Origin of the sequence: Sphingomonas sp. 1F27F7B, assembly GCF_005503355.1 — a bacterium.
Taxonomy (GTDB): domain Bacteria; phylum Pseudomonadota; class Alphaproteobacteria; order Sphingomonadales; family Sphingomonadaceae; genus Sphingomonas.
The window spans coordinates 75,918-99,104 of the sequence record NZ_SCMK01000006.1; the positions used below are offsets into that span (position 1 = coordinate 75,918).

Below are 23,187 nucleotides of genomic sequence, written 5' to 3' on the forward strand. Positions count from 1 at the left end.
CTGGCGTCGCGTCGCGCTTTGGCGCATCCTCGGCTCCATGCAGAAGACAGCTTCGGAATATGACTGGGCGGGCGGCCGCGGCGCCCAGTGGCGCGATCAGCTCGACGGCATGGAGCAGATGCTCGCGCCGATCGACGCGCCGTTGGTCGATGCGCTGGCGTTCGACACGCCCTGCCGCGTCGCGGAGATCGCCTGCGGGGGCGGCGGCACGACGCGTGCCATTGCCGCGGCGGCGCCTCCGGGCAGCGAGGTTATCGGCTTCGACATCTCGCCCGATCTGGTCGCCGCCGCCACGGCGCGGGCCGGCGACGTCGCACGGTTCGTAGAGGCGGACGTCGCGATCTATCGGCCAGAGCGGCCGTTCGAACGGCTTGCCTCGCGCTTCGGCGTGATGTTCTTCGCCAATCCGCCCGCAGCCTTCGCCAACCTCCGCCACTGGCTCGTGCCGGGCGGGCGCCTGGCCTTTGCCGTCTGGGGGCCGGCGGCCGAAGTGGGCTTCATGGCGCAAATCCGCGCGGCGGTCGCTTCGGTGATCGAGCTGCCGCCCGCCGATCCCGATGCGCCCAGCCCCGTCCGTTACGGCGATCCCGGCAAGCTGGTCGCGCTGCTGCACGCCACCGGTTTCCAGGATGCCGCCAGCCGCAGCGTGCATTGCGTGCTGCCCGTGCCCGGCGCGACGCCCGAGGCCGCGGCTGATTTCCTGCTTGCTTCCTCGTCGATGGCGGCGCCGTTGCTCGGTGCGCCGCCCGCGCAGCGCGACGCCGCCCGCGCCCGCCTGGCCGAGGCCTGCGCCCGTCACCATGCGGATGGTGCGGTGCGCATGCCGGTGCGCGTCGAGATCGTCACCGCTACCGGCTAGGCGACGCGCAGTTCCGCCAGAAAGGCATGGACCTGGTCCGAAAGGGCATCGGCGCCGACATGGAGCCGGCCCGCCACGTCGCGCATCGCCCGCGCCTGTTCCGAGGCGTCGCGCGACGTACCGCCGATCGCCTCGACGTCGCGCTGGATGCCGGTACTGGCCTGCACCGCTTCATCGACGTTGCGCGCGATCGTCCGCGTCGCTTCTTCCTGCCGCGCGACTGCGCTCTCCACTGCGTCGGCGAGCGTCGCCATCGCGCCGATCGCCTGCTCGACCCGGCTGTGTCCCGCGGCCACTTCGTCGATCCCGCCGCGGATCTCGCGGACATGGGCAGTGATCCGGTTGGCGGCGATGCCGGTCTGGGTCGAGAGCTGCTTCACTTCGTTCGCCACCACCGTGAAGCCGCGCCCGGCCTCGCCGGCGCGCGCTGCTTCGATCGTGGCGTTGAGCGCGAGCAGGTTCACCTGCCGGGCGATGTCGCTGATCAGCCCGATCACCGAATCGATCGATTGTGCCGAATGCAGCAAGTCGCGCGTGCGCTCGCTCCCACTCTCGACGAGCTGGGAGACCGCCGCGGCCGCATGGCGGGCGTCGCTGGTGTTGTGGGCGATGCCGGCGAGCGCACCGGCCAGGTCGCGCCCGCGCGCGGCGATTTCCGCCATGTTGTCGCTGGTCTGCGAGGCGGCGGTCGCCACCGCCACGGCGCGGTCGCCCACGCCGCTCGCCCGGTCCGCCGTCGCCACTGCGCCTTTCTCGAGCGCGGTCGAAAGCATGCCCATGTCGCGTGACAGCGCCTCTACCTGTGCCTCGAAGCGCTTGCTTGCCGCCTCGATCCGCGCCGCGCGTTCCACCTGGGCGCGCGCCGTCGCCACTTCGCGCTCCGCTGCGAGATGGACGAGCCGGCGATTGTTCACCGTCGCCTGAACCCGGCCGCCGCGAGTCAGGATCATCCCCTCCGATCCGCCTGACGCGCGATAGCTCTCCATCAGCTGGCCGAGATCGTGAGTCATCTCGGCCACCGGGCAGGCACGGACATAGCGCGACACCGCCGCGCCATAGGAGGGGTTGCGCATCAGCGCATGGCCGAAGGGATTGAGCAGCAGCCGCCGCACGTCCTTCTCGAAGATCGCGCCCAGCGGCTGGGCACGATCGTCGACGATCGCCACCAGCCGCAGCTCGGGATCGTCGCCGAACAGTTCGGCCGCCCGCCACATCGTGTCGGTGAGCGTCAGCAACGGCGGGTCGAGCTCGCGTTCGGTGAGCCAGGTGCCGCCTGGGGCGGGCGAAGGATCGGCCAAGGACATTGCCCGCCGGATAGGGCGCGGTTGGTAAATGCGCGCTTAGCCTAGCGTTACAGTACCGAGACAAAGCGCATTTTTTCGCGACTTGCGGACGATTCCTCGCGAAAATTGTGCCGCGGGCTGTAACCATGTTGTCATCTGCCGATGCCTAGGGCGGGGAATGAAGCTCGGCATCGACAATCTGGCCCTCAGCCATGGCGAGCATCGCCGGCTCGAGGGCGTGGATGCGGTGCTGGCGCCGGGCAAGGTTACGGTGATTCTCGGTGCCGCCGGCGCTGGCAAGGGCCTGCTGCTGCGTGCGCTGGCGGGGCTTGCCGATGCCGATGCCGGCCATGTCCGGCTGGGCGGCAGGCTGATCGGCCGTTTGGGCAGGGCCGAGCGCGCCCGGACGATCGCGCTGGTGGCGCGCGGGCGGCGGCGCCTGTTCGCCCGGGGCCATGCCGATCTCGACGGAGCATTGGCAGCGCGCCCGGCCTGGCTGCTCGTCGCGGATCCACTGAGCGCGCTCGATCCGGCCGCGCAATTCGCCCGGATCGCCCAGCTGCGCGCGGCGGCGGAGCAGGGGATGGGGATCGTCGTCACGCTTGCCGATCCCGTCCTTGCCGCGCGCGTGGCCGACGCGGTGCTGCTGCTCGGCGGCGGCGGCATGATTGCCTTCGGTACGCCCGGCGAAGCGCTCGCCCATCAGCCGTTGCGCGCGGCGTTCGGCGTGGAGGTGATGGTGATCGGCGACGCGCAGGGCCGCCTCCTCCCCGTGCCCATCGGCCCTGCCCGGGCCTGAGCCGCTCCGTCGGGCGGCGCGTGACAGCGCCCGTGGCTTGTGCCACTGCGTAATTAAATTACACGAACGAGTCGGGCCGCCGGAGTCCGCAGGAGAGCGAAATGCGTATCATCGACCATGTCATCGTCGGGCACACGGGTTCCTCGGCGGGCGGAGCAGGCGCCCGCGAAGGTGAGGTGTTCAACCCGAACACCGGCCAGGTCCAGGCGAGGGTCCAGCTCGGCAATCAGGCGGATCTCGACAAGGCCGTCGCCGCCGCGCTCGCCGCCCAGCCCGGCTGGGCCGCCACCAACCCGCAGCGCCGCGCTCGCGTCATGTTCCGCTTCAAGGAACTGGTCGAGGCGAACATGGAAGAGCTGGCCCATCTGCTCAGCTCCGAGCATGGCAAGGTGATCGCCGATGCGAAGGGCGACATCCAGCGCGGCCTGGAAGTGATCGAGTTCGCCTGCGGCATCCCGCATGTGCTCAAGGGCGAATATACCCAGGGCGCGGGCCCCGGCATCGACGTGTACAGCATGCGCCAGCCGCTCGGCATCGGCGCGGGGATCACGCCGTTCAACTTTCCGGCGATGATCCCGATGTGGATGTTCGGCGTCGCCATCGCCTGCGGCAATGCCTTCATCCTCAAGCCCAGCGAGCGCGATCCCAGCGTGCCGGTGCGCCTCGCCGAACTGCTCCGCGAGGCGGGCGCGCCCGAAGGTATCCTCCAGGTCGTCCACGGCGACAAGGAGATGGTCGATGCGATCCTCGATCATCCCGCGATCGCGGCGGTGAGCTTCGTCGGCTCGTCGGACATCGCGCACTATGTCTATCGCCGCGGCGTCGAGGCGGGGAAGCGCGTCCAGGCGATGGGCGGCGCCAAGAATCACGGCATCGTCATGCCCGATGCCGATCTCGACCAGGTCGTGGCGGATCTGTCGGGCGCGGCCTTCGGGTCGGCGGGTGAGCGCTGCATGGCGCTGCCGGTGGTCGTCCCGGTCGGCGACAAAACCGCCGACGCGCTGCGCGCGAAGCTGATCCCGGCGATCGAGGCGCTTCGGATCGGCGTCTCCACCGATGCCGAGGCGCATTACGGCCCGGTCGTCAACGCCGCGCACAAGCAGCGCGTCGAGAACTGGATCCAGACCGGCGTCGACGAAGGCGCCGAGCTGGTGGTCGATGGGCGCGGCTTCCAGCTCCAGGGCCATGAGCAGGGCTTCTTCATCGGGCCGAGCCTGTTCGACCGCGTCACGCCGGACATGCAGGCGTATAAGGAAGAGATTTTCGGTCCGGTCCTCCAGATCGTCCGCGCGCCCGATTTCGAGACGGCGCTCCGGCTCCCGAGCGACCATCAGTACGGCAACGGCGTCGCCATCTTCACGCGCAACGGCCATGCCGCGCGCGAATTCGCGGCGCGGGTGAATGTCGGCATGGTCGGCATCAACGTGCCGATCCCGGTGCCGGTTGCCTATCACACGTTCGGCGGCTGGAAGCGCTCGGCGTTCGGCGACACCAACCAGCACGGCATGGAAGGCGTGAAGTTCTGGACCAAGGTCAAGACCGTCACCCAGCGCTGGCCGGATGGCGGCGCGAGCGGCGACAGCGCCTTCGTCATTCCCACCATGGGGTAACCCGAAAAATCCTCTCCCGGAGGGAGAGGGGGGCCGCGCCCGAAGGGCGGTGGACAGGGAATGCCGCGAGCGATGCAGCCTGTGGCGTGCCCCCTCCACCAGCCTGAGGCTGGTCCCCCTCCCCCTGCGGGGGAGGAGCGGGTTACGCCTCGACGACCTTGTTCTTCCGCCCACCGAACCACGGCACCGCCGCCGCTTCGAAATGCTCGTGGTAGCGCGGATGCTCGGTGCCCATCCAGCGATCCCACCAGGTGAAGTAGAGCCCGAAATTATGTCCGCCACCGCTATGGTGCAGGTCATGATGCGTCGCCGTGGTCAGCCAGGCGGTGAGCGGGAAGCGCGTGAATCCCGGCGGCATCAGCTCATGCCCCGAATGGCCCAGCACGTTGCGGCCGATCTGGTGGAGCAGGAAGGCGAGCACCACGATCGCATGCATCGGCACTACAGCCAAGAACAGCGGCAGGAACATGCCCTCCAGCACGCCCTCGATCGGCGCGAAGCTGTATGCCGCCCAGGGCGTGGGCGTGCGCGACTTGTGATGGGTCAGATGCGCGCGGCGGAACATCGCCCTGGTGTGCAGCCCGCGGTGCATCCAGTAGAAATAGGCGTCATGGGCAAGGACGATGCCCAGGAATTCGAGCGCCGCCTGCCACCAGGTCGGCAGGGCGAAGCCCATATGGATGATCCCCGCCTGGTTCATCGCCAGCGTGGCGATGCTCCACAGCGCGAAGATGCCGACCGACAGCATCGAATGGCCGAATTCGCGGGCGCGATCCCCCTTGGCGGGCGCGCGCTTTTGGATGCGGCGGGCCGCGGTCCAGCGCGCGCCGGCCCAGAGGATGGCGGTCATCCCGCCGGCCGCGGCGAGATAGCGGGTCAGTTCGACGGCGAAGCTGTGCGTGCCGTGCGCGGCGAGCGGTACGATCCAATGTTGCATGTCGCATCCTCGAAAGCGGATGCCGCCTTGCTAGGGCGCCGCGCGGCACCGGTCCCGCCGCGCCCGGAAAATGCCGCGCATTTCCGGAATCGATCAGCCTTTTTCAGGATCGAGTATCGCCGCGCGCCGATATTCGCTGGGGCTGGTGCCGGTGGCGTCGCGAAAGGCGCGGTTGAACGGGGCAAGGCTGCCATAGCCCAGGTCCATCGCCAGGGTGAGCACCGGCAGGTCCACCCTGGCGGGGTCTCCCAGCCACGCCTTCGCATCGGCGACGCGGTGCGAATTGAGGAAGTCCGAGAAGTTGCGATAGCCCAGCCGCTGGTTGATCAGCGCGCGCAGCCGATGTTCGGGCACGCCCAGCTTGCCGGCCAGCACGCCGATGGTCAGTCCGCTCTCGCGATGGACATGCGCGGCCATCGCCGCGTCGAGCTTCTGCTTGAGCACATGCTCGGCCGGCGAGAGCGGCGGATGCGCCGGCCGCGGCGCATCGGCGTCGAACAGCAGCTCGGCATTGGCCGAGAGCATCGCCGCGCCGAACGCCAGGATGGCAAGCAGCGAGGTGCCCGACTGGAGCAGCATCAGCCGCATGTCGGTGCGCAGGAAGTCGTACCAGCTCTCGGCCAGCACCACGCCCAGCGTCTCCAGCCCCACCACGATGACGAAGCCCAGGCGGAACATGCGGCGCTTCTCGCTCAGATCGTCGCCGCGATTGGCGATGGCGATGGCGATCGCGTGCGCCGCGCACAGAAAGGCGATCGCGTGCTGCACCGCGCCGGCCGCCACTGGCATCTGGTGCGTCACATAGCGCGCGTGCAGGAAGAAGCTCCAGTCGACCAGCGTCGCGCCCAGCGCCAGCGCGAACAGGCGCTTGTCGATCGGCCGCTCGAAGATCAGATGGGCGAACACCCACAGCGCCAGCGGGGCGTTGAGCGAGAAGATCTGGATCACCGGCCACGCCGCCGAGCGCCACAGCTGCAGCGCCGGCGAGACGATCGCGAGATAGGCGGAGACGCACACCAGCAGGGCGATCGTCGCCCGGCGGATCGGCGCCGGTGCGCCGCTGCGGCCCACCACCAGCGCCATCAGCAGCAGCTGGCCCACGCCCATCAGCCGCATCGCCGTATCGATAAGCAACAGCCGCTCCATGCGCAGCCTTATGGCGCCGCCCTCTGCCAGCGTCTATTGGCTGGAATGGCTGGAACCAGGGAGGAAGGGCGATGACCGGGTTGCGCTTCGTGCTCAAGGCGACGATCGCCTGCATCGCGCTGGCGCTGGTGGTGCCGGGCAAGCGCACGATCAGCGTGATCGCGTCGACGCCGCTCCAGGCGACCAAGCGCATCGCGCTCAGCTTCGACGACGCGCCGCGCGGCCGCGGCGCCTTCCTCACGCCCGACGAGCGCACCGCGCGCCTGGTCGAGACTTTTCGCTCGCGCCGGGTCCCGCAGCCGGTCTTTTTCCTCAACCCGAACCGGATCGTCCATTTCGGCGACGGGATCGACGCGCCGAAGCGCATCGCCGCCTATGTCGCCGCCGGCGCGGCGCTCGCCAACCACACCAACACGCATCCCAAGCTGACCAAGGTCACGGCGGAGTATTTCCTCGCCGACATCGATCGCGCCGAGGCCTATCTGAAGACGCAGGGCAGCGCCTATCGCCCCTGGCTGCGCTTCCCCTATCTGGACGAGGGCGGGCCCGACAAGGCGAAGCGCGACGCGGTCCGCGCCGGGCTCGCCGCGCGCGGGATGATGAACGGCTATGCGACGATCGACGGCTCGGACTGGAACCTGGAGGGCCAGGCCATCGCCGCGCGCAAGGCGGGCAAGGCGATCGACATGGAGGCGCTGCGCGACCTCTATGTCGAGACGCATGTCCAGTCCGCCGATTTCGGCGACGATCTGGCCCGCCGCGCGCTTGGCCGCTCGCCGGCGCACATCCTGCTGCTGCATGAGACCGACATGGCGGGCCTGTTCCTGGGCGACCTGATCGATGCGCTGCGCAAGGACGGCTGGGAGATCATCGGCGCCGACGAGGCCTATGCCGATCCGATGCACCGCGAGCGCCCCGACGTCGCCTGGACCGCGGGCACGATGATCGAGCAGATCGCCTGGGAGAAGAAGCTCGCCAAGCCGCGCTGGTACGAGCGCAACGACGTCAGGATCGCCAATGCGCTCTTCGCCGACCGCGTGCTGCATGAGGGAACCGGGAAATGATCCTGACGCTTGCATTCATATGGGCCCTTTCCGCGCAAGACGGATATTCCGGCGAAATGAAAGGACCGGGCTTGGTTTGCGGGCAGGCGTTCGCGATCGTCTTGCGCGAGAATGAGTCGCTGTCCTGGAAAAACCCTGCGGAAGACTTCATCGTCTATCGGCTGGTCCGACCTGATGGGACCAGCGTCATTTATGAAGGAAACGCCCCGCAGCCTGGAGGTGTTGTTACCAGGACTGGCCTGAGCTGGCCGGCCAAGGTGGTTGTCCACGACAAATCCGAAATCGCCAAGCGCCTGCGCTTCGGCAAATCCATCCTATCCAAATGCCCAGCTGCAGGAGGCAGCAAAAAGTGACCCAGTTCGAACTCACCGACGACCAGCTTGCCATCCAGGAGATGGCGCGGAAATTCACCGCCGATGCGATCACCCCGCACGCGGCCGAATGGGACGAGAAGCACATCTTCCCGCGCGAGACGATCCGCGCCGCGGCGGAGCTGGGCTTTGCTTCGATCTACGTCTCCGAAGAGAGCGGCGGCATCGGCCTCGGCCGGCTCGAGGCGGCGCTGATCATGGAGGCGATGGCCTATGGCTGTCCTTCCACCAGCGCCTTCATCTCGATCCACAACATGGCGAGCTGGATGATCGACCGGTTCGGCAGCCAGACGGTGAAGGACAAGTATCTGCCCTCGCTGATCACGATGGAGCGGATCGCGTCCTATTGCCTCACCGAGCCGAGCTCGGGCTCGGACGCCGCCGCGCTCAAGACGCGCGCGGTGCGCGACGGCGACCATTATGTCGTCAACGGCTCGAAGCAGTTCATCTCGGGCGCGGGCGAGAACGAAGTCTATGTCACCATGGTCCGCACCGGCGAAGAGGGGCCGAAGGGCATTTCCTGCCTGGTGATCGAGAAGGACATGCCTGGCGTTTCCTTCGGCGCGAACGAGCGCAAGCTGGGCTGGCATTCGCAACCCACGCGCCAGGTGACGTTCGATGCCGTGCGCGTGCCGGTGGAGAACCGTATCGGCGGCGAAGGCGAAGGGTTCCGTTTCGCCATGATGGGCCTCGACGGCGGCCGCCTCAACATCGGCGCCTGCTCGCTCGGCGGCGCCCAGCGCTGCCTCGACGAAGCGGTCAACTACACCAAGGACCGCCAGCAATTCGGCAAGCCGATTGCCGATTTCCAGAACACCCAGTTCGTCCTGGCCGACATGGCGACCGAGCTGGAGGCGGCGCGCGCGCTGCTCTATCTCGCCGCCGCCAAGGTGACCTCGGGCGCTCCCGACAAGACCAAGTTCGCGGCTATGGCCAAGCGGCTGGCGACCGACACCGGCAGCTCGGTGGTCGATCGCGCGCTCCAGCTGCACGGCGGCTATGGCTATCTGATGGACTATCCGATCGAGCGTTTCTGGCGCGACCTGCGCGTCCATTCGATCCTTGAGGGCACCAACCAGGTCATGCGGATGATCGTCGGCCGGGAACTCACCCGCCAGTGATGCCGCTGTCAGGCCAGCCTGATCGACACGGCTTCCAGCCCGCGATTGCCCATGCGGGCTTCGAAGGCGAGCCGCTGGCCTTCGGCGAGAGTCTCGATCCCCGCCGCGTGCATCACGGGAAGGCGGAACGGCACATCCTCGCCGCCGGAGTCGGGCGTGATGAAGCCGAGCCCCTTGAATTCATTGTACCACTTGACCTTGCCGGTTTCGAGCATGCCATGCCTCTCCATGATCCTGAGAGGCTATTGCGCCACCGCCGGCCGGGCAATCGAATGAAGGACGAAAATGAACGCTGACGTCATCCTCCAGGTCGAAGGCAGGGCCGGCCGCATCCGGCTTCACCGGCCCAAGGCGATCCATGCGCTCAACACCGGCATGTGCCGGGCGATGCTCGATGCGCTGACGGCGTGGCGTGACGATCCGGTGGTCGAGATCGTGCTGATCGACCATGCCGAGGGCCGGGGGTTCTGCGCCGGCGGCGACATCCGCATGATCGCCGAGAGCGGCGCGGGCGACGGCGGCCGGGCGCGCGACTTCTTCCGTACCGAATACCGGCTGAACCATGCGCTGTTCACCTATGCGAAGCCGATTGTGGCGTTCATGGACGGCATCACCATGGGCGGCGGCGTGGGCATTTCGCAGCCGGCGCGCTATAGGGTGGCGACGGAGAATACCAGGTTCGCCATGCCGGAGACCGGCATCGGCCTGTTCCCCGATGTCGGCGGCGGCTGGTATCTCTCGCGCCTGCCGGGGAAGCTCGGCGAGTATCTCGCGCTGACCGGCCACCGGCTCGACGGCGCGGAATGCCTCGCGCTCGGCCTCGCCACGCATTATCTGCCCGCCGAAGCGCTCGACGACGCCAAGGCGCGCATCGCCGCCGATCCGGCCTCGGCCGAATCGGTCCTTGCGACGCTTGCGATTCCGGCGCCCGCGCCCCGTATCGCTGCGCATTATGACGAGATCGATCGGCTCTTCGCTGCCGACACCGTGGAGGGCGTCGTCGCCGCGCTTGCCGCCGACCCGGGGGAATGGGCCGCCGCCCAGCTCGCGACCTTGCGTACCAAGTCTCCCCAGTCGATGAAGGTCTCGCTCCGCCTGGTCCGCGACGGCAGGTCCAGGACCAGCTTCGCCGAGGAGATGGCGCAGGAATATGCGATCGGCAGCCGCGTCGCGCAGAGCCACGACTTCATCGAGGGCGTCCGTGCGCTGATCGTCGACAAGGACAACGCGCCGGCGTGGAACCCGGCTACGCCCGAAGCGGTGAGCGACGCGGCGGTCGACGCCATCTTCGCGCCGCTGCCGGCCGATCAACAATGGGAGCCCTGATGCGCTACGCCACCCCCATCGATCTCTATCATGCCGTCAAGCAGGGTTGGGGCCCGGAGACGATTTCGAGCGCCTTCGATCCGGCCGATCCGTGCCGCAACCAGTGCGCGGTGACCGCGCTCGCCACCCAGCATTTCTTCGGTGGGGACATCATGAAGACCGCCACCAAGGGCGGCACCCATTTCTACAACCGGATCGACGGACGCTATTGGGACCTCGCGACCGACCAGTTCGACGAGCCGATCCCCTATGACAACACCCCCAGCTCCACCGAGGAAGCCCATGAGCACGCCACGCCCGTGCAGCTCGCGGCCTTGCTCGCCAATCTCGAACGCGTGCCCAGGAGGCCTGAATGAACTACGAAACCATCCTCGTCGAGCAGCGCGGCGCCGCCACGCTGGTCACGCTGAACCGGCCCCAGGCGCTCAACGCGCTCAACAGCCAGGTCCTGTCCGAGCTGCTCGATGCGATGAAGGCGCTCGACGCCGATCCGTCGCAGGGTTGCGCGGTGATCACCGGCAGCGAAAAGGCCTTCGCGGCCGGGGCGGACATCAAGGAGATGCAGGCCCAGGGCTTTGCCGACATGTACGGCCACGATTTCTTCGCCGGCTGGGACGTGTTCACCCGCACCCGCAAGCCAGTGATCGCCGCGGTTGCCGGCTATGCGCTGGGCGGGGGCTGCGAGCTGGCGATGATGTGCGATTTCATCCTGGCCGCCGACAATGCCAAGTTCGGCCAGCCCGAGATCAAGCTCGCCGTCTCGCCCGGCATGGGCGGCTCGCAGCGCCTCGCCCGTGCCGTCGGCAAGGCCAAGGCGATGGAGATGTGCCTCACCGGCCGGATGATGGATGCCCAGGAAGCCGAGCGCGCCGGCCTGGCCAGCCGCATCCTGCCGGCGGCCGAGCTGGTCGAGGAGGCGGTGAAGACCGCCCAGCTGATCGCTTCGATGGCCCCGCTGGCGGTGCTGGCCAACAAGGAGATGGTCAACGCCGCCTTCGAGACCGGCCTGGCGCAGGGCGTGCAGTTCGAGCGCCGCCTGTTCCATGCGCTGTTCGGCACCGCCGATCAGAAGGAGGGCATGGCGGCGTTCGTCGAGAAGCGCCCGGGGAACTGGACGGGGAAGTGAGGCGTCGATTCGGCAGCCGAGAACAGGACGAATTGAGAGAGGATAACGGGAAGTGGCACGCGTAGCATTTATCGGCCTGGGCCATATGGGCGGCGGCATGGCGGCGAATCTCGCCAAGGCGGGCCACGACGTCCGCGCCTTCGATCTTTCGCAGGATGCGCTCGATCGCGCCAAGGCTGCGGGATGCCTCCCCGCCGCCAGCGCCGCCGATGCGATCGCGGGCGCCGAGGCGGTGATCACCATGCTGCCGGCGGGCAGGCATGTGGAGGCGGTCTATACCGACACGCTGCTTGATCATGCCGATGCCGGCGCGATCCTGATCGATTGCTCGACCATCGACGTCGACACTGCCCGCCGCATGGCGCAGGCCGCGACCGAGCGCGGGCTGATGGCGGTCGACGCGCCGGTCTCGGGCGGCATCGCTGCAGCCAATGCCGGCACGCTCACCTTCATGGTCGGCGGCACCGAACAGGCGTTCGGGCGGGCGGAGCCGTTCCTGGCGGACATGGGCAGGGCCGTGATCCATGCCGGCGCCAGCGGGGCAGGGCAGGGAGCCAAGATCTGCAACAACATGATCCTCGGCGCGACGATGATCGCCACTTGCGAGGCGTTCGCGCTCGCCGAGAAGCTGGGGCTGGACGCGCGACGCTTCTACGACATCGCTTCGGTCAGCTCGGGCCAGAGCTGGTCGATGACGAGCTATTGCCCCGTTCCCGGCGTCGGCCCCGAAAGCCCCGCCGATCGCGACTATCAGGGTGGCTTCGCCGCGCCGCTGATGCTGAAGGACCTGAAGCTGGCGCTGGAAGCGGCGGTGAGCGTCGGCGCGAACGTGCCGATGGGCACGCGCGCGGAGGAACTCTATCAGGCGTTCGTCGACGGCGACGGCGCGGGCCTCGATTTCTCGGGCATCATCAAGACTTTGCGGTAATCGCATTCCTCCCCCAGCTTGCTGGGGGAGGGGGCGCTCGAGAAGCGAGTGGTGGAGGGGTGGCGGCGGAACGCCGGCACCCTCGCCGGCACCCCTCCACCAGCCTGCGGCTGGTTCCCCTCCCCGAGACAGGCTCGGGGAGGAATCTTAACTCCCCGGGGCCCATAAGGCGGCCATGCGCCTGCCCATCCTCTCGGCCCTTGCCCTGATCGCCGCGCCCGTCGCCGCCCAGCAGCAGCGCGCGCCCTTCGTCATTGCCGAGACCGGCCAGGGCTTCGCGCACCTCGACGATGCCGTGAACGCCGTGCGCGACGGCACCGCGACGATCCTGATCGCGCCGGGCACCTATCGCGAATGCACGGTCCAGACCGGGGGCAGGATCACCTTCAAGGCAGTCCAGCCCGGCACCGCGATCTTCGAGAACCAGACCTGCGAGGAGAAGGCTGCCTTCGTATTGCGCGGCCGGGGCTCGGCGGTGGACGGCATCGTGTTTCGCGGCTTCGCGGTGCCCGACGGCAACGGCGCCGGCATCCGCATCGAGATGGGCGACCTCACCGTCACCAATTCGATGTTCCTCGACAGCCAGGAAGGCATATTGGGCGGCGGCCACGAGACGGTGCGCCGCATCGCCATCGACCACACGACTTTTGCCGGCCTCGGCCAATGCGAGACCGAGAATTGCAGCCACGCGATCTATCTCGCGGTGGACGGCGAGGTGGTCGTCACCAATTCGCGCTTCGAGCGCGGCACCGGCGGCCATTACGTCAAGCTGCGCGCCCGCCGGGTGACGATCACCGGCAACAGCTTCGACGACAGCCGGGGCAACAAGACCAATTACATGATCGACCTGTCCGAGGGCGGCACCGGCCTGATCGCCGGCAACACCTTCGTCCAGGGGCCGCGCAAGGAGAACAGCTCGGCCCTGATCGTCGTCGCGGCGGAGGGGCGAACCTATCCCAGCACCGGCCTGCGCATCGAAGGCAACACCGCCACCCTGGCGCCCGGCGCGCCGGGCAATCCGGCATTCGTGGCGGACTTCACCGGCCAGCTCGGCACACTCGGCCAGAACGATCTCGGCCCCGGCATCCGCATCTTCGAACGGCGGCGATAGGCCGAGGCGTCGTGCTGACCCCGGATTTGATCCGCGGGCCAGCATTCAACTCTCCATCAGCGACATCGCTCGAGGGGCGATCATCCCCTTCGGGCGATACCCTCATTCGTCATCCCCGCGCAGGCGGGGATCCAGGGTTTCTCCGCCGTATCGCCCGTGACTCTGGATCCCCGCCTGCGCGGGGATGACGGTCATTGGACCCTCCCTGCCTCAAGGGCATAGGTGCCAGACAAGGTCAGGTGACGGTGAAGAAATGGGAAGAGCCCGCGAGAAATCTGGCGAACTGCCCGCGTCACCTCATTTGCACGTATCGCCGGCGCCGGCATCCAGATCGAGGCAGCGTCCGTCGATTTCCACCGGCACCGGCACATGGATGAGCGCGGCAAGCGTCGGCGCGATGTCCACCGTCTCCACCGACAGCGGCTGCTCGAAGCCGGTCATGCCCTTGCGCCAGAACAGGATCGGCACGCGGCGGTCATAGTCCCAGAAGCTGCCATGGGTGGCGATCGAGCCGCCCTCGGTGCCGGCGATCGGCGTGACGCGCGGCTTGAGCGCGATCACCAGATCGCCCGAGCGCTGCGGATCATAGGAAGCGCGGGCGCGCTCGAGCAGCGTCCAGGTCTCGGGCGGGGTGTGGACGATCGGCGTCGCCGCGATCTGGGCGCGGGTGAACACCGCCTCGACCTGCGGATTGGCCGACCAGCGCTTGATCGCCTCGGCCTGCACGCGGGCGCGATCGGTCTTGCTCAGATCGGGCGCGAGATAGACGTCGCCCGAATTGCCGCCCACCAGCACCGGGCCGGCGATGCCGAGCACGGTGCCGATCTCCTTGCCCATCGTCTTGGCGTCGAGCCCCTTGGCGATGCGCGCCGCCATAGGCGCGGCATGCTCGCGGTTGCGCTCGGGCATGTCGTGGCCGCCATGATCGGCGGTGAGCACCACGGCATAGTCCACGCCGGTCTTGTCGAGCACGGCGAACAGCTTGCCCAGCGTCTGGTCGAGCGAGAGGAGTTGCAGGCACATCTCGCTGCCCTCGGTGCCCAGCGTGTGGCCGACATAGTCGGTGGCGGAGGCGCCGACGATCAGCAGGTCGGTATGGCCCGACTGGCCGAGCTTCATGTCGGTGGCGAGTCCGGCGGCCGTCGCCACGATCGCCTCGTCGAATTCGGGCGAGGCGCGAAAGGCGGTGCCATTGCCCGCGGCGCGCGCGAAGCGGCCGTCGCCGACGCTGCGGTTCGGGTTGAGCTGGAAGGCGCGGCTGCGCGCCTGGCAGAAGGGCGGCAGATCGAGCGGCCCCTGGGCCTCGGCGATTCGCTTGGTCACGTTGGCGTTCATCCGGGTGACCATCGCCGGCTCGGCGCGGCCGGCATAGGAGACGAACGCCTTGCCGTTCCACCACCAGATCTCGTCGGTCTTGTGGCCGCCCATCATCACCGCGGCGCGGTCCTTGCCCGCCACCGAGACGACGCGGCTCTGCGGATCGGCGAGCTTCATCCACTCGCCCAGCGTCGGCACCTTCAGGTGCTTGTCGGAGACGGTGTAGTTGTTGGAGGTGCTGCCGGGCACGCTCTCGTCCTCGGCGCAATAGACCGTCTTGTCGGCGCGCGGCGCGCTGAAATCGGTCCAGTCATTGGCGATGATCCCGGTCTTCGACGGATGGTCGCCGGTCAGGATCGTCGAGTGACCGGGGCAGGTCTCGGTCGCGGCATGGCTCTGATAGCCCGAGGGGAAGACCGCGCCCGACATCAGCCGCGCGAAGCCGGCGCTGAACTGGGCGCGATATTCGGCGAACAGATCGGCCGAGAACTGGTCGACCGAGATCACCACCACCAGCGAAGGTGCGGCGCGCGGCGCTTCCGACGGTACGTTCTGCGCCGGGGCCGCCTGCTGGGCGCAGAGCGGCGTCGTGGCGAGCAGCGCGGCGGCGGCCGCGAGCGGGCGGAACAGTTTCATGGCGGGTAGGGACCTCCGGCGTGTGCAAATCCTGCCGGGCTGCTATTGGGCCAACAGCTCTTCCACGGCAAGGACGCTCCATGAAGGCGGTTCGTTTCGGATTGATGGCGTTGATGGCCTGGCTGTTTGCCGGCGCGGCATTCGCCCAGGCGCCCGGCGAGCAGCACGTCCGGATCAGCCTGGTCGCGGAAAGCGACCGCCCGGCGCCGGGCAGCGAAGTCACGCTCGCGCTCGCCTCGGTGCCGGAAAGGGGCTGGCACGCCTATTGGCTCAATCCGGGGGATGCGGGCCTGCCGGCCCGCGCCGAATGGACGCTGCCCAAGGGCACCGGCATCGGCGCGTTCCGCTATCCGGTGCCGCAGCGGCTGACGATCGCAGGACTGATGAACTATGTCTATGAAGGGCCCTTCGCTCCGCTGGTGACGCTCAAGGTCCCGGCCGATGCGCGCGGCGCCTTTCCGATCCGGCTGAAGCTCAGCTACCTCGTCTGCACCGATGCGATCTGCGTGCCGGGCAAGGCGGACCTGTCGACCACGCTCGAGATCGGCGACGGCAGTATCGCCCCCGGTATCGGCGCGCAGTTCGACGCCTGGCGTGGCGCGCTGCCCAGGCCGCTGGGCGCGGAGGGGCGCTATCAGGTCGAGAACAAGGCATTGCGTCTCGCCATTCCGTTCCCCGCCGCGGCCAGGACGGAAGGGCAAGGCTATTTCTTTCCCGCCACGCACGGCGTCTTCGATTATGCCGCCCCCCAGAAGGTGACGCGCGACGGCGACCGGGTAGTGATCGAGACGGCGGGCCTCAAGACGGCGGGGCCAGTCGAGGGGCTGCTGGCGTTCGGCAAGCAGGGCTTCTGGGTCCGGGCCCTTCCCGGCGCCGTGCCGGCTGCCGCGGCAGCACCGGAGCCGGCGCCGTGGCGCAGCGCCGTGCTCGCGTTTCTCGGCGCGGTGCTGGGTGGGCTGATCCTCAACATCATGCCCTGCGTCTTCCCGATCCTCAGCCTCAAGGCGCTGAGTCTTGCCAAGGCCAATGCCGAAGGAGGCAATCCCCGCGGCGAGGCGCTGGCCTATACCGCCGGGGTGGTGCTGGTCTGCCTCGCGCTCGGCGGCGCATTGCTGGCGCTGCGGGCCGGAGGGGCGACGCTGGGCTGGGCCTTCCAGCTGCAGGATCCGCGCGTGATCCTGGTGCTGCTGCTCCTCGTCACCGGCATCGCCTTCAACCTGGCCGGGCTGTTCGAGCTGTCGGCCCCCGGCTTCGTCAACCGGGCGGCATCCAGGGGCACGGGCGGCGCCTTCATAACCGGCGCGCTCGCCGCTTTCGTCGCGACGCCATGCACCGGCCCGTTCATGGGCGCGGCGCTGGGCGCGGCGCTGGTGCTGCCCTGGCCGGCGGCGCTCGCGGTGTTCGGCGGGCTGGGGCTCGGCATCGCGCTGCCCTTTCTGCTGCTCGGCTTGGTTCCCGCCTTTCGCCGCATGCTGCCCAGGCCGGGCGCCTGGATGGAGACGCTCCGGCATATCCTTTCGGTGCCGATGTTCCTCACTGCGCTCGCGCTCGCCTGGGTGCTTGGGCGGCAGGCGGGGGTTGCCGGCATGACGATCGGTCTCGCCGCCGCGCTGCTTGCGACACTGGGCTTGTGGTGGACGGGCCTGCGCCAGCGACGCGGCAAGGCCCGGGCCTGGCTGCCCGCGGCGCCCCTGCTGTTGATGGCTGTCGGCGGGATCGCCTTTGTCAGCGCCGTGCCCGCCGGCGCGAAGGCCGAGAGCGTGGCCGGTGCCGAGCCGTTCAGCGAGGCTCGCCTCGCCGAGCTGACCGCGCAGGGCCGGCCGGTCTTCGCCTATTTCACCGCCGACTGGTGTCTGACCTGCAAGGTCAACGAGAAGGCGGTGATCGAGACCGACGCGGTCGCCAGGGTGCTGGCCGACCACAAGGTCGCGGTGCTGGTCGGCGACTGGACCGACGGGGATCCCGCGCTCGGCCGCTTCATCGAGCGCCACAATCGGGCGGGCGTGCCGCTCTATCTGTGGTACAAGCCGGGCGAGCCCGAGCCGCGCGTCCTGCCCCAGATCCTGACCCAGGCGATGCTGCGCGACCTTGCGAGCGGGGGCTGAAGAGGAGAGCGAAGATGATCCATCGCATGCTGGTCGGCGTCGCCATCGCCGGAGCGGCCATCGCGGCGTCGCCGCTCATGGCCGAGCCCGAGCTTGCCGCCACCGTTCCCAATTTCCGCGCCCTCGACATGCACGGCAAGGTGGTCGACCTCGCGGCCTATCGCGGCAAGACCGTGGTGCTGGAATGGAACAACCCCGGCTGCCCCTTCGTGAAGAAGCATTATGGCACCGGCAACATGCAGAAGACCCAGGCCGCGGCGACGGCGCAGGGCGTGGTGTGGCTGACGATCAATTCGGGCGCGCCGGGGCAGCAGGGGCACATGACCGGCCCCGAGGCCCGGAAGTTCGTCGCCGCCGAGAAGGCAAGGCCCACTGCCTATCTGCTCGACCCCAGGGGGCTGGTCGGCAAGGGCTATGGCGCCAAGACGACGCCGCACCTCTACATCATCGATGGCCGGGGCCGGCTCGTCTACAAGGGCGGGATCGACGACAGGCCGACGGCCGATGTCGCGGACATCGCCGGGGCGCGCAACCACGTGCTCGCCGCGCTCGCCGAGATGCGCGCGGGCAAGCCAGTGTCGGTGCCCGAGACGCGCCCCTATGGCTGCAGCGTGAAATACGCGAGCTAGCTGTCAGGGGAGGGGGCCGAGGGAAGGCGGGAGATTCTGCCCCTTGTGCGACGCAGCAAAGCGTTGCAGCATGGAGCCGGTCGATATCATCGGCATTTGGGAGGCGCATGGGGGCACCGGGGGCGTTCGACGAAATCTGGGGGCATGGCGGGCCCGACAGCCCGCGCGCCGAGTTCGCCGCGCTGTCCCGCTGGCTGGCGGAAACCGATAGCGCCGAGCTGCATCGCCGCCAGCAATCCGCCGAAGCCGCGTTCCGCCAGCTGGGCATCACCTTCGCAGTCTATGGCGACAGCGACGCGGCCGAGCGGATCATTCCCTTCGACATCGTGCCGCGCGTCTTCCTCGCCGGCGAATGGGCGCGGCTCAGCGAGGGGCTGGTCCAGCGCGTCGAGGCGATCAACGCCTTTCTGGAGGACATCTATGGCGAGCGCCGGATCCTCGCCGAAGGGATCGTCCCGCCCGAGCTGATCTACCTCAACGAGCAGTTCCGCGCCGAGGTCGACGGCGTCCGCCCGCCGCACGGCATATGGGCGCATATCTGCGGTATCGATCTGGTGCGTACCGGCCCCGACCGGTTCTTCGTGCTCGAGGACAATGCCCGCACGCCCTCCGGCGTGTCGTACATGCTCGAGAATCGCGAGGCGATGATCCGGCTTTGTCCGGAGCTGTTCCGCGATTTCCGCGTGGCGCCGGTGGACAGCTATCCGGACATGCTGCTGCGGACGATGCAGTCGGTCGCGCCGGGCAGCAATCCCAGGCCGGTCTGCGTCGTCCTCACTCCCGGCCATTTCAACGCGGCCTATTACGAGCATTCGTTCCTCGCCGATTCGATGGGCGTCGAGCTGGTCGAGGCGGCGGACCTGGTGGTGGACGACGACATCGTCTGGATGCAGACGATCGGCGGGCGCGTGAAGGTGGACGTCATCTATCGCCGCATCGACGACGATTTCCTCGATCCGCTGGTCTTCCGGCCGGATTCGATGCTCGGCGTGCCCGGCATCACCGCGGCCTATCGCGCCGGCAACGTCGCGATCCTCAATGCGCCGGGCAACGGCATCGCCGACGACAAGGCGATCTACAGCTACATGCCCGAAATCGTCCGTTTCTATTCGGGCGGCGAGGCGAAGCTGCCGAACGTCGAGACCTGGCGCTGCCGCGAGCCGCAGGCGCTGAAATACGTCCTCGATCGCCTGCCCGAGCTGGTGGTCAAGCTGGTCGACGGCTCGGGCGGGTACGGCATGCTCGTCGGCCCGACCGCGACCAAGGCGCAGATCGAGGAATTCCGTGCAGCGCTGATCGCCGAGCCGCACCGCTACATCGCCCAGCCCACGCTGGCGCTGTCCACCGTGCCCACGCTGGTGGAGCAGGGCCTCGCCCCGCGCCATGTCGATTTCCGCCCGTTCGTGCTGACCGGCAGCGACGGCGTCCGCGTCGTGCCCGGCGGGCTCACGCGCGTCGCCCTTCGGCAGGGTTCGCTGGTGGTGAATTCCAGCCAGGGCGGCGGCACCAAGGACAGCTTCGTGCTGCTGGACGACGGGGCATGAGGGCGCAGGCCGGCTTCCTCCTCCCCCTGGCAGGGGAGGATCGCAGGTGCTGATGCTCTCGCGCACCGCCGCCGCGCTCTACTGGCTCGGCCGCTATCTCGAACGGGCCGACTTCATCGCCAGGCTGGTCGAGGCGACCATCCGCCTCGATGCGCTCTCCGCCCGGCCCGCCGGCGAGGCGGCCTGGCAGAGCGCCCTCGCCGTCACCTATACCGACCAGGCCTTCGCCGCGACCGGGCAGGAGATGACCCAGGCCCAGGTCGCCCGCTTCCTCACGCTCGACGACGGCCATCCCGGCTCGATCGTGCGCTGCCTCGACATGGCACGCAACAATGCCCGCGCCGTGCGGACGGCGCTCACGCGCGAGGCCTGGACCGCGATCAACCGCGCCTGGCTGCTTTCGCAAAACCGTCAGGCCACCGGGGGAGCCACCGCGACGCTCACGCTGCTGGAGCAGGTCAAGGGCGAAACCCGCGGCTTCGAAGGCGCGATCCACCGGATGATGCGCAACGAGGCGACCTTGCTCATCCAGCTCGGGGCGGCGATCGAGCGGGCGGACAACACCGCGCGGCTGGTCGACGTCAAATATCACCTGCTCCTTCCGGAGGACGAGAGGGTCGGCGGCGTGGTCGATCGCGACCAGTGGAACACGATCCTCCAGACCGTGTCGGCGGTGAATGCCTATCGCTGGCTCTACAATGATGGGCTCCGGCCGGCCAATGTGATCGATCTGCTGATCAGCCGCGCCGAGCTGCCGCGCAGCCTGGCGGCCTGTGTGGAGGAAGTGGTTGCGCTGCTCAACGCGCTCGCCAAGCGCACCGGACTCCAGGGCGAGGCGGACCGCATGGCCCGCGCCCGCCTGGCGCGGATGCAGAAGACGCGCACGCACGAGGTGATCGTGTCCGGCCTGCACGAGCATCTGGGGGCGTTCGTCCGCGAAAATGCGATGCTCGACGGAGCGATCGCCCGGCAATTCAGGTTCATCTGATGCGCATCGCGATCGAGCACAGGACGCACTACCGGTTCAGCGAGCCCCAGGCGCGCATCGTCCAGATGCTGCGCCTCACCCCGTGCGACACCCAGGACCAGTCCGTGGTGAGCTGGCTGGTCGGCGTGGATTGCGATGCGCGCCTCCGCGACGCGAACGACGGCCTCGGCAACGCAGTGACGATGCTCTATGCCGAGGGACCGATCGAGGCGCTCGATATCACGGTGACGGGCGAGGTGCTCACCAGCGAGGCGAGCGGCGTGGTGCGCGGCGCACGCGAACCGTTGCCGCCGCTCTTCTATCTGCGCCCCACCCCGCGCACCGGGAGGAGCGACGCGCTGTCCGCCTTCGCCGCGGACATCATCGGAGGCGGGGGCGACACGCTCGAGCAGCTCCACCGCCTCAACGCCGCGCTCCGTGCGCGCTTCCCCTGCTACCCGATCTGCCCGACACCGGCTGTACCGCCGCCCAGGCGTTCGAGGCAGGCAAGGCGAGCTCACGCGACGTCGCCCAGATGTTCATCGCCGCCGTGCGCGGGCTCGCGGTCCCGGCGCGCTACGTCTCGGGCTATCGTGCGGAGGATGCCGCGCGTTCGGCCCCGCACGCCTGGGCCGAAGCCTGTATCGAGGGGCTGGGCTGGGTCGGCTTCGATCCCTCGACCGGGCTCAGCCCCGACGAAAGCTATGTCCGCGTCGCGATCGGGCTCGACGCGAGCGGCGCCGCGGCCACCGGCGGCATGCGCATCGGGCCGGGGCAGGAGCAGCTGGCGATCGATGTGCAGGTCGGTCGGCTGGGAGCGGAGGAGTAAGGGCTTCTCACCGGCGTCCCTAAATCCCGTCATCCCCGCGAAGGCGGGATGACGAAATCCCAACGCTTGGCTTGGTTCAGGCGAAAGCAGCCGCGCTCTGCGTCATCGGCATCGAAACCGCCAGATCCTCGTCCTCCAGCACGGCCCAGCCATTGGGGCCGAGCACTTCGATCGGGCGATACCGCGTCTTGTACGCCATCCGATCGCTGCCCTTCACCCAATAGCCGAGATAGACATAGGGCAGGCCCGCCGCCTGGCTGCGCAGGATGTGCTCCATGATGATGAAATTGCCCAGGCCCGGGCGGCCGTCGTCATCGGCGAGGAAGAAGCTGTAGATCATCGACAGGCCGTCGGCCTGCTGATCGGTGATGCAGGCGCCGACGAGCCGGCCGCGCGCGCCGTCCACCGAAGGCTCGCGATATTCGATCACATAGGAACTGACCGGCGACTGTTCGACCATGTCGGCATAGTCGTTCTCGTCCATCGCCGCCATGCCGCCGCCCGGATGGCGCGCCTTGAGATAGCGGTGGAGCAGCGTGAACTGCTCCTCGGTCGCCCAGGGCTTGCAGGCGGTGATCTCCAGGTCCGAATGGCGCTTCAGCAGCTTGCGCTGGCTGGCATTGGGCCTGAATTCGTCGGCGACGACGCGGACCGAGACGCAGGCGGTGCAGCCCGCGCAGCTCGGCCGGTACGCGACCGACTGGCTGCGGCGAAAGCCGATCCGGCCCAACGCGTCGTTCAGCTCGCCCGCATGCAGTCCCGAAAGCTCGGTGAAGATCTTCCGCTCCTGCCGGCCCGGCAGATAGGGGCAGGGGGAAGGGCTGGTGACGAAGAACCGCGGAAAACGGGAAAGTGCAGTCACCCTGATGCCCCTATTCTCTGGCCGTTACGCTGACCCGACAGCGCTGAATATGCGGTGGTTCGGCAAGGATGAAAAGCGGCTTTACCATGAAAGAGGGTTAACGATTCACCAGTTTCGCGGAGAGCGCGGGCGTTAACCATCGGGCCGCGTAACACGCTGCCTGAAAAGGAGAATTTGTCCTGTGCGGTCATCATACCGGCTGCGGTGAATCGTGTGAATCCAGCGACGACTCAATTCGTCGCGCGTGCGATTCGTTTCATCGGGTCGGTGCGGAACAGAAGGAGTCCTGCGGAGTCGCGGGCGGTTTCGACGGACAGGAAGGCGTTGGCCTCGTCCCGCCATACTGAACTCGTTTCAGCATCCAGCGTGCGGCGGGGGCCAATAGCCGTCATCCCCGCGCGGGCGGGGATCCAGAGACATGGGCGATACGGCAGAGAAACCCTGGGTCCCCGCCTGCGCGGGGATGACGAAACGGAGTATCTGCCCGGAGGGGATGGGTGCCAAACAAGTTCAGGGCGATGGGAGAGGGCCGGTGGCGTCGGCCCGCCGCCTTGCAAGGTAGGATTCCGCCTGCTCGATGCTGGCGGATGCAAACCGAGCCCTTCTCCCCCGTCGCC

The 23,187-nt window shown here is 68.4% G+C and carries 22 protein-coding genes and 1 pseudogene; 17 read left to right on the forward strand and 6 right to left on the reverse strand.

Annotation, left to right across the window (positions count from 1 at the left end):
• Window positions 1-37: 37 nt before the first annotated feature.
• Window positions 38-859, forward strand: coding sequence for a class I SAM-dependent methyltransferase (locus tag FFS08_RS07435; RefSeq protein ID WP_137861408.1), 822 nt, complete (start codon window positions 38-40; stop codon window positions 857-859).
• On the opposite strand, the gene FFS08_RS07440 is transcribed toward FFS08_RS07435, so the two are convergent.
• Entirely contained in the window at window positions 856-2,157 is a 1,302-nt protein-coding gene (locus FFS08_RS07440; protein ID WP_171012514.1) for a methyl-accepting chemotaxis protein, read from the reverse strand. The two genes, FFS08_RS07435 and FFS08_RS07440, sit on opposite strands and share 4 nt — an antisense overlap.
• 163 nt (window positions 2,158-2,320) lie before the next feature.
• On the opposite strand from FFS08_RS07440, the gene FFS08_RS07445 reads away from it, so the two are divergent.
• Entirely contained in the window at window positions 2,321-2,941 is a 621-nt protein-coding gene (locus FFS08_RS07445) for an ATP-binding cassette domain-containing protein (RefSeq protein ID WP_137861410.1), read from the forward strand.
• Between the two features lie 101 nt (window positions 2,942-3,042).
• Complete coding sequence (locus tag FFS08_RS07450; protein WP_137861411.1) at window positions 3,043-4,551, forward strand: CoA-acylating methylmalonate-semialdehyde dehydrogenase; 1,509 nt, start codon at window positions 3,043-3,045, stop codon at window positions 4,549-4,551.
• Between the two features lie 142 nt (window positions 4,552-4,693).
• On the opposite strand, the gene FFS08_RS07455 is transcribed toward FFS08_RS07450, so the two are convergent.
• Together FFS08_RS07455 and FFS08_RS07460 are read right to left on the reverse strand one after the other, a co-directional pair.
• Window positions 4,694-5,488, reverse strand: coding sequence for a sterol desaturase family protein (locus FFS08_RS07455; RefSeq protein ID WP_137861412.1), 795 nt, complete (start codon window positions 5,486-5,488; stop codon window positions 4,694-4,696).
• Window positions 5,489-5,581: 93 nt separating this feature from the next.
• Window positions 5,582-6,622: an AraC family transcriptional regulator gene (locus tag FFS08_RS07460; protein ID WP_171012515.1), complete on the reverse strand. Its 1,041-nt coding sequence runs from the start codon at window positions 6,620-6,622 to the stop codon at window positions 5,582-5,584.
• 83 nt (window positions 6,623-6,705) lie between these two features.
• Between FFS08_RS07460 and FFS08_RS07465 the strand changes: the two genes are divergently transcribed.
• From FFS08_RS07465 to FFS08_RS07475, 3 genes are read left to right on the forward strand one after another with little or no spacing between them, the layout of a single operon-like run.
• The gene (locus FFS08_RS07465; protein WP_137861414.1) at window positions 6,706-7,698 is read left to right on the forward strand and encodes a polysaccharide deacetylase family protein; all 993 of its coding nucleotides are present in this window, start codon (window positions 6,706-6,708) and stop codon (window positions 7,696-7,698) included.
• On the forward strand, window positions 7,695-8,051 hold the full coding sequence (locus FFS08_RS07470) for a hypothetical protein (protein WP_137861415.1): 357 nt from the start codon (window positions 7,695-7,697) through the stop codon (window positions 8,049-8,051). Before FFS08_RS07465 ends, FFS08_RS07470 begins: the two co-directional genes overlap by 4 nt.
• Complete coding sequence (locus FFS08_RS07475) at window positions 8,048-9,190, forward strand: acyl-CoA dehydrogenase family protein (RefSeq protein ID WP_137861416.1); 1,143 nt, start codon at window positions 8,048-8,050, stop codon at window positions 9,188-9,190. The genes FFS08_RS07470 and FFS08_RS07475 overlap by 4 nt, the downstream gene beginning before the upstream one ends.
• 8 nt (window positions 9,191-9,198) lie before the next feature.
• On the opposite strand, the gene FFS08_RS07480 is transcribed toward FFS08_RS07475, so the two are convergent.
• Window positions 9,199-9,405, reverse strand: coding sequence for a cold-shock protein (locus FFS08_RS07480; RefSeq protein ID WP_137861417.1), 207 nt, complete (start codon window positions 9,403-9,405; stop codon window positions 9,199-9,201).
• 70 nt (window positions 9,406-9,475) lie between these two features.
• Here FFS08_RS07480 and FFS08_RS07485 point away from each other — a divergent pair, with 70 nt between their 5' ends.
• From FFS08_RS07485 to FFS08_RS07505, 5 genes are all read left to right on the forward strand, one after another.
• A complete protein-coding gene (locus tag FFS08_RS07485; protein WP_137861418.1) occupies window positions 9,476-10,516 on the forward strand; it encodes an enoyl-CoA hydratase/isomerase family protein in 1,041 nt (346 codons plus the stop codon).
• Window positions 10,516-10,872 carry a YunG family protein gene (locus FFS08_RS07490; protein ID WP_137861419.1) on the forward strand — a complete coding sequence of 119 codons (357 nt, stop codon included), beginning with the start codon at window positions 10,516-10,518 and terminating at the stop codon, window positions 10,870-10,872. The genes FFS08_RS07485 and FFS08_RS07490 overlap by 1 nt, the downstream gene beginning before the upstream one ends.
• Window positions 10,869-11,642 (forward strand): enoyl-CoA hydratase, encoded by a 774-nt coding sequence (locus FFS08_RS07495; protein WP_137861420.1) that lies wholly within the window; start codon window positions 10,869-10,871, stop codon window positions 11,640-11,642. Before FFS08_RS07490 ends, FFS08_RS07495 begins: the two co-directional genes overlap by 4 nt.
• A gap of 52 nt (window positions 11,643-11,694) precedes the next feature.
• The gene (mmsB, locus tag FFS08_RS07500; protein WP_137861421.1) at window positions 11,695-12,570 is read left to right on the forward strand and encodes a 3-hydroxyisobutyrate dehydrogenase; all 876 of its coding nucleotides are present in this window, start codon (window positions 11,695-11,697) and stop codon (window positions 12,568-12,570) included.
• Window positions 12,571-12,745: 175 nt separating this feature from the next.
• Window positions 12,746-13,681 carry a NosD domain-containing protein gene (locus tag FFS08_RS07505; RefSeq protein WP_137861422.1) on the forward strand — a complete coding sequence of 312 codons (936 nt, stop codon included), beginning with the start codon at window positions 12,746-12,748 and terminating at the stop codon, window positions 13,679-13,681.
• A gap of 297 nt (window positions 13,682-13,978) precedes the next feature.
• On the opposite strand, the gene FFS08_RS07510 is transcribed toward FFS08_RS07505, so the two are convergent.
• Window positions 13,979-15,634 carry an alkaline phosphatase family protein gene (locus tag FFS08_RS07510; RefSeq protein ID WP_137861423.1) on the reverse strand — a complete coding sequence of 552 codons (1,656 nt, stop codon included), beginning with the start codon at window positions 15,632-15,634 and terminating at the stop codon, window positions 13,979-13,981.
• Between the two features lie 80 nt (window positions 15,635-15,714).
• Here FFS08_RS07510 and FFS08_RS07515 point away from each other — a divergent pair, with 80 nt between their 5' ends.
• The 6 genes and pseudogenes from FFS08_RS07515 to FFS08_RS24285 all read left to right on the forward strand — a co-directional run bounded on the left by FFS08_RS07515 (window position 15,715) and on the right by FFS08_RS24285 (window position 21,708).
• The gene (locus tag FFS08_RS07515) at window positions 15,715-17,739 is read left to right on the forward strand and encodes a protein-disulfide reductase DsbD family protein (protein ID WP_137861424.1); all 2,025 of its coding nucleotides are present in this window, start codon (window positions 15,715-15,717) and stop codon (window positions 17,737-17,739) included.
• 14 nt (window positions 17,740-17,753) lie between these two features.
• Entirely contained in the window at window positions 17,754-18,368 is a 615-nt protein-coding gene (locus FFS08_RS07520) for a redoxin domain-containing protein (RefSeq protein ID WP_137861425.1), read from the forward strand.
• A 107-nt stretch (window positions 18,369-18,475) separates the two neighbouring features.
• Window positions 18,476-19,912, forward strand: coding sequence for a circularly permuted type 2 ATP-grasp protein (locus FFS08_RS07525; protein ID WP_137861426.1), 1,437 nt, complete (start codon window positions 18,476-18,478; stop codon window positions 19,910-19,912).
• A 52-nt stretch (window positions 19,913-19,964) separates the two neighbouring features.
• Complete coding sequence (locus FFS08_RS07530) at window positions 19,965-20,900, forward strand: alpha-E domain-containing protein (protein WP_171012530.1); 936 nt, start codon at window positions 19,965-19,967, stop codon at window positions 20,898-20,900.
• A gap of 65 nt (window positions 20,901-20,965) precedes the next feature.
• Window positions 20,966-21,079: pseudogene (locus tag FFS08_RS24280) on the forward strand (transglutaminase family protein); the annotation flags it as partial.
• 335 nt (window positions 21,080-21,414) lie between these two features.
• A complete protein-coding gene (locus FFS08_RS24285) occupies window positions 21,415-21,708 on the forward strand; it encodes a transglutaminase-like domain-containing protein (protein WP_331483774.1) in 294 nt (97 codons plus the stop codon).
• A gap of 76 nt (window positions 21,709-21,784) precedes the next feature.
• Here FFS08_RS24285 and FFS08_RS07540 read toward each other — a convergent pair whose 3' ends face one another.
• Window positions 21,785-22,570: an arginyltransferase gene (locus FFS08_RS07540; protein WP_137861428.1), complete on the reverse strand. Its 786-nt coding sequence runs from the start codon at window positions 22,568-22,570 to the stop codon at window positions 21,785-21,787.
• Between the last annotated feature and the right edge of the window lie 617 nt (window positions 22,571-23,187).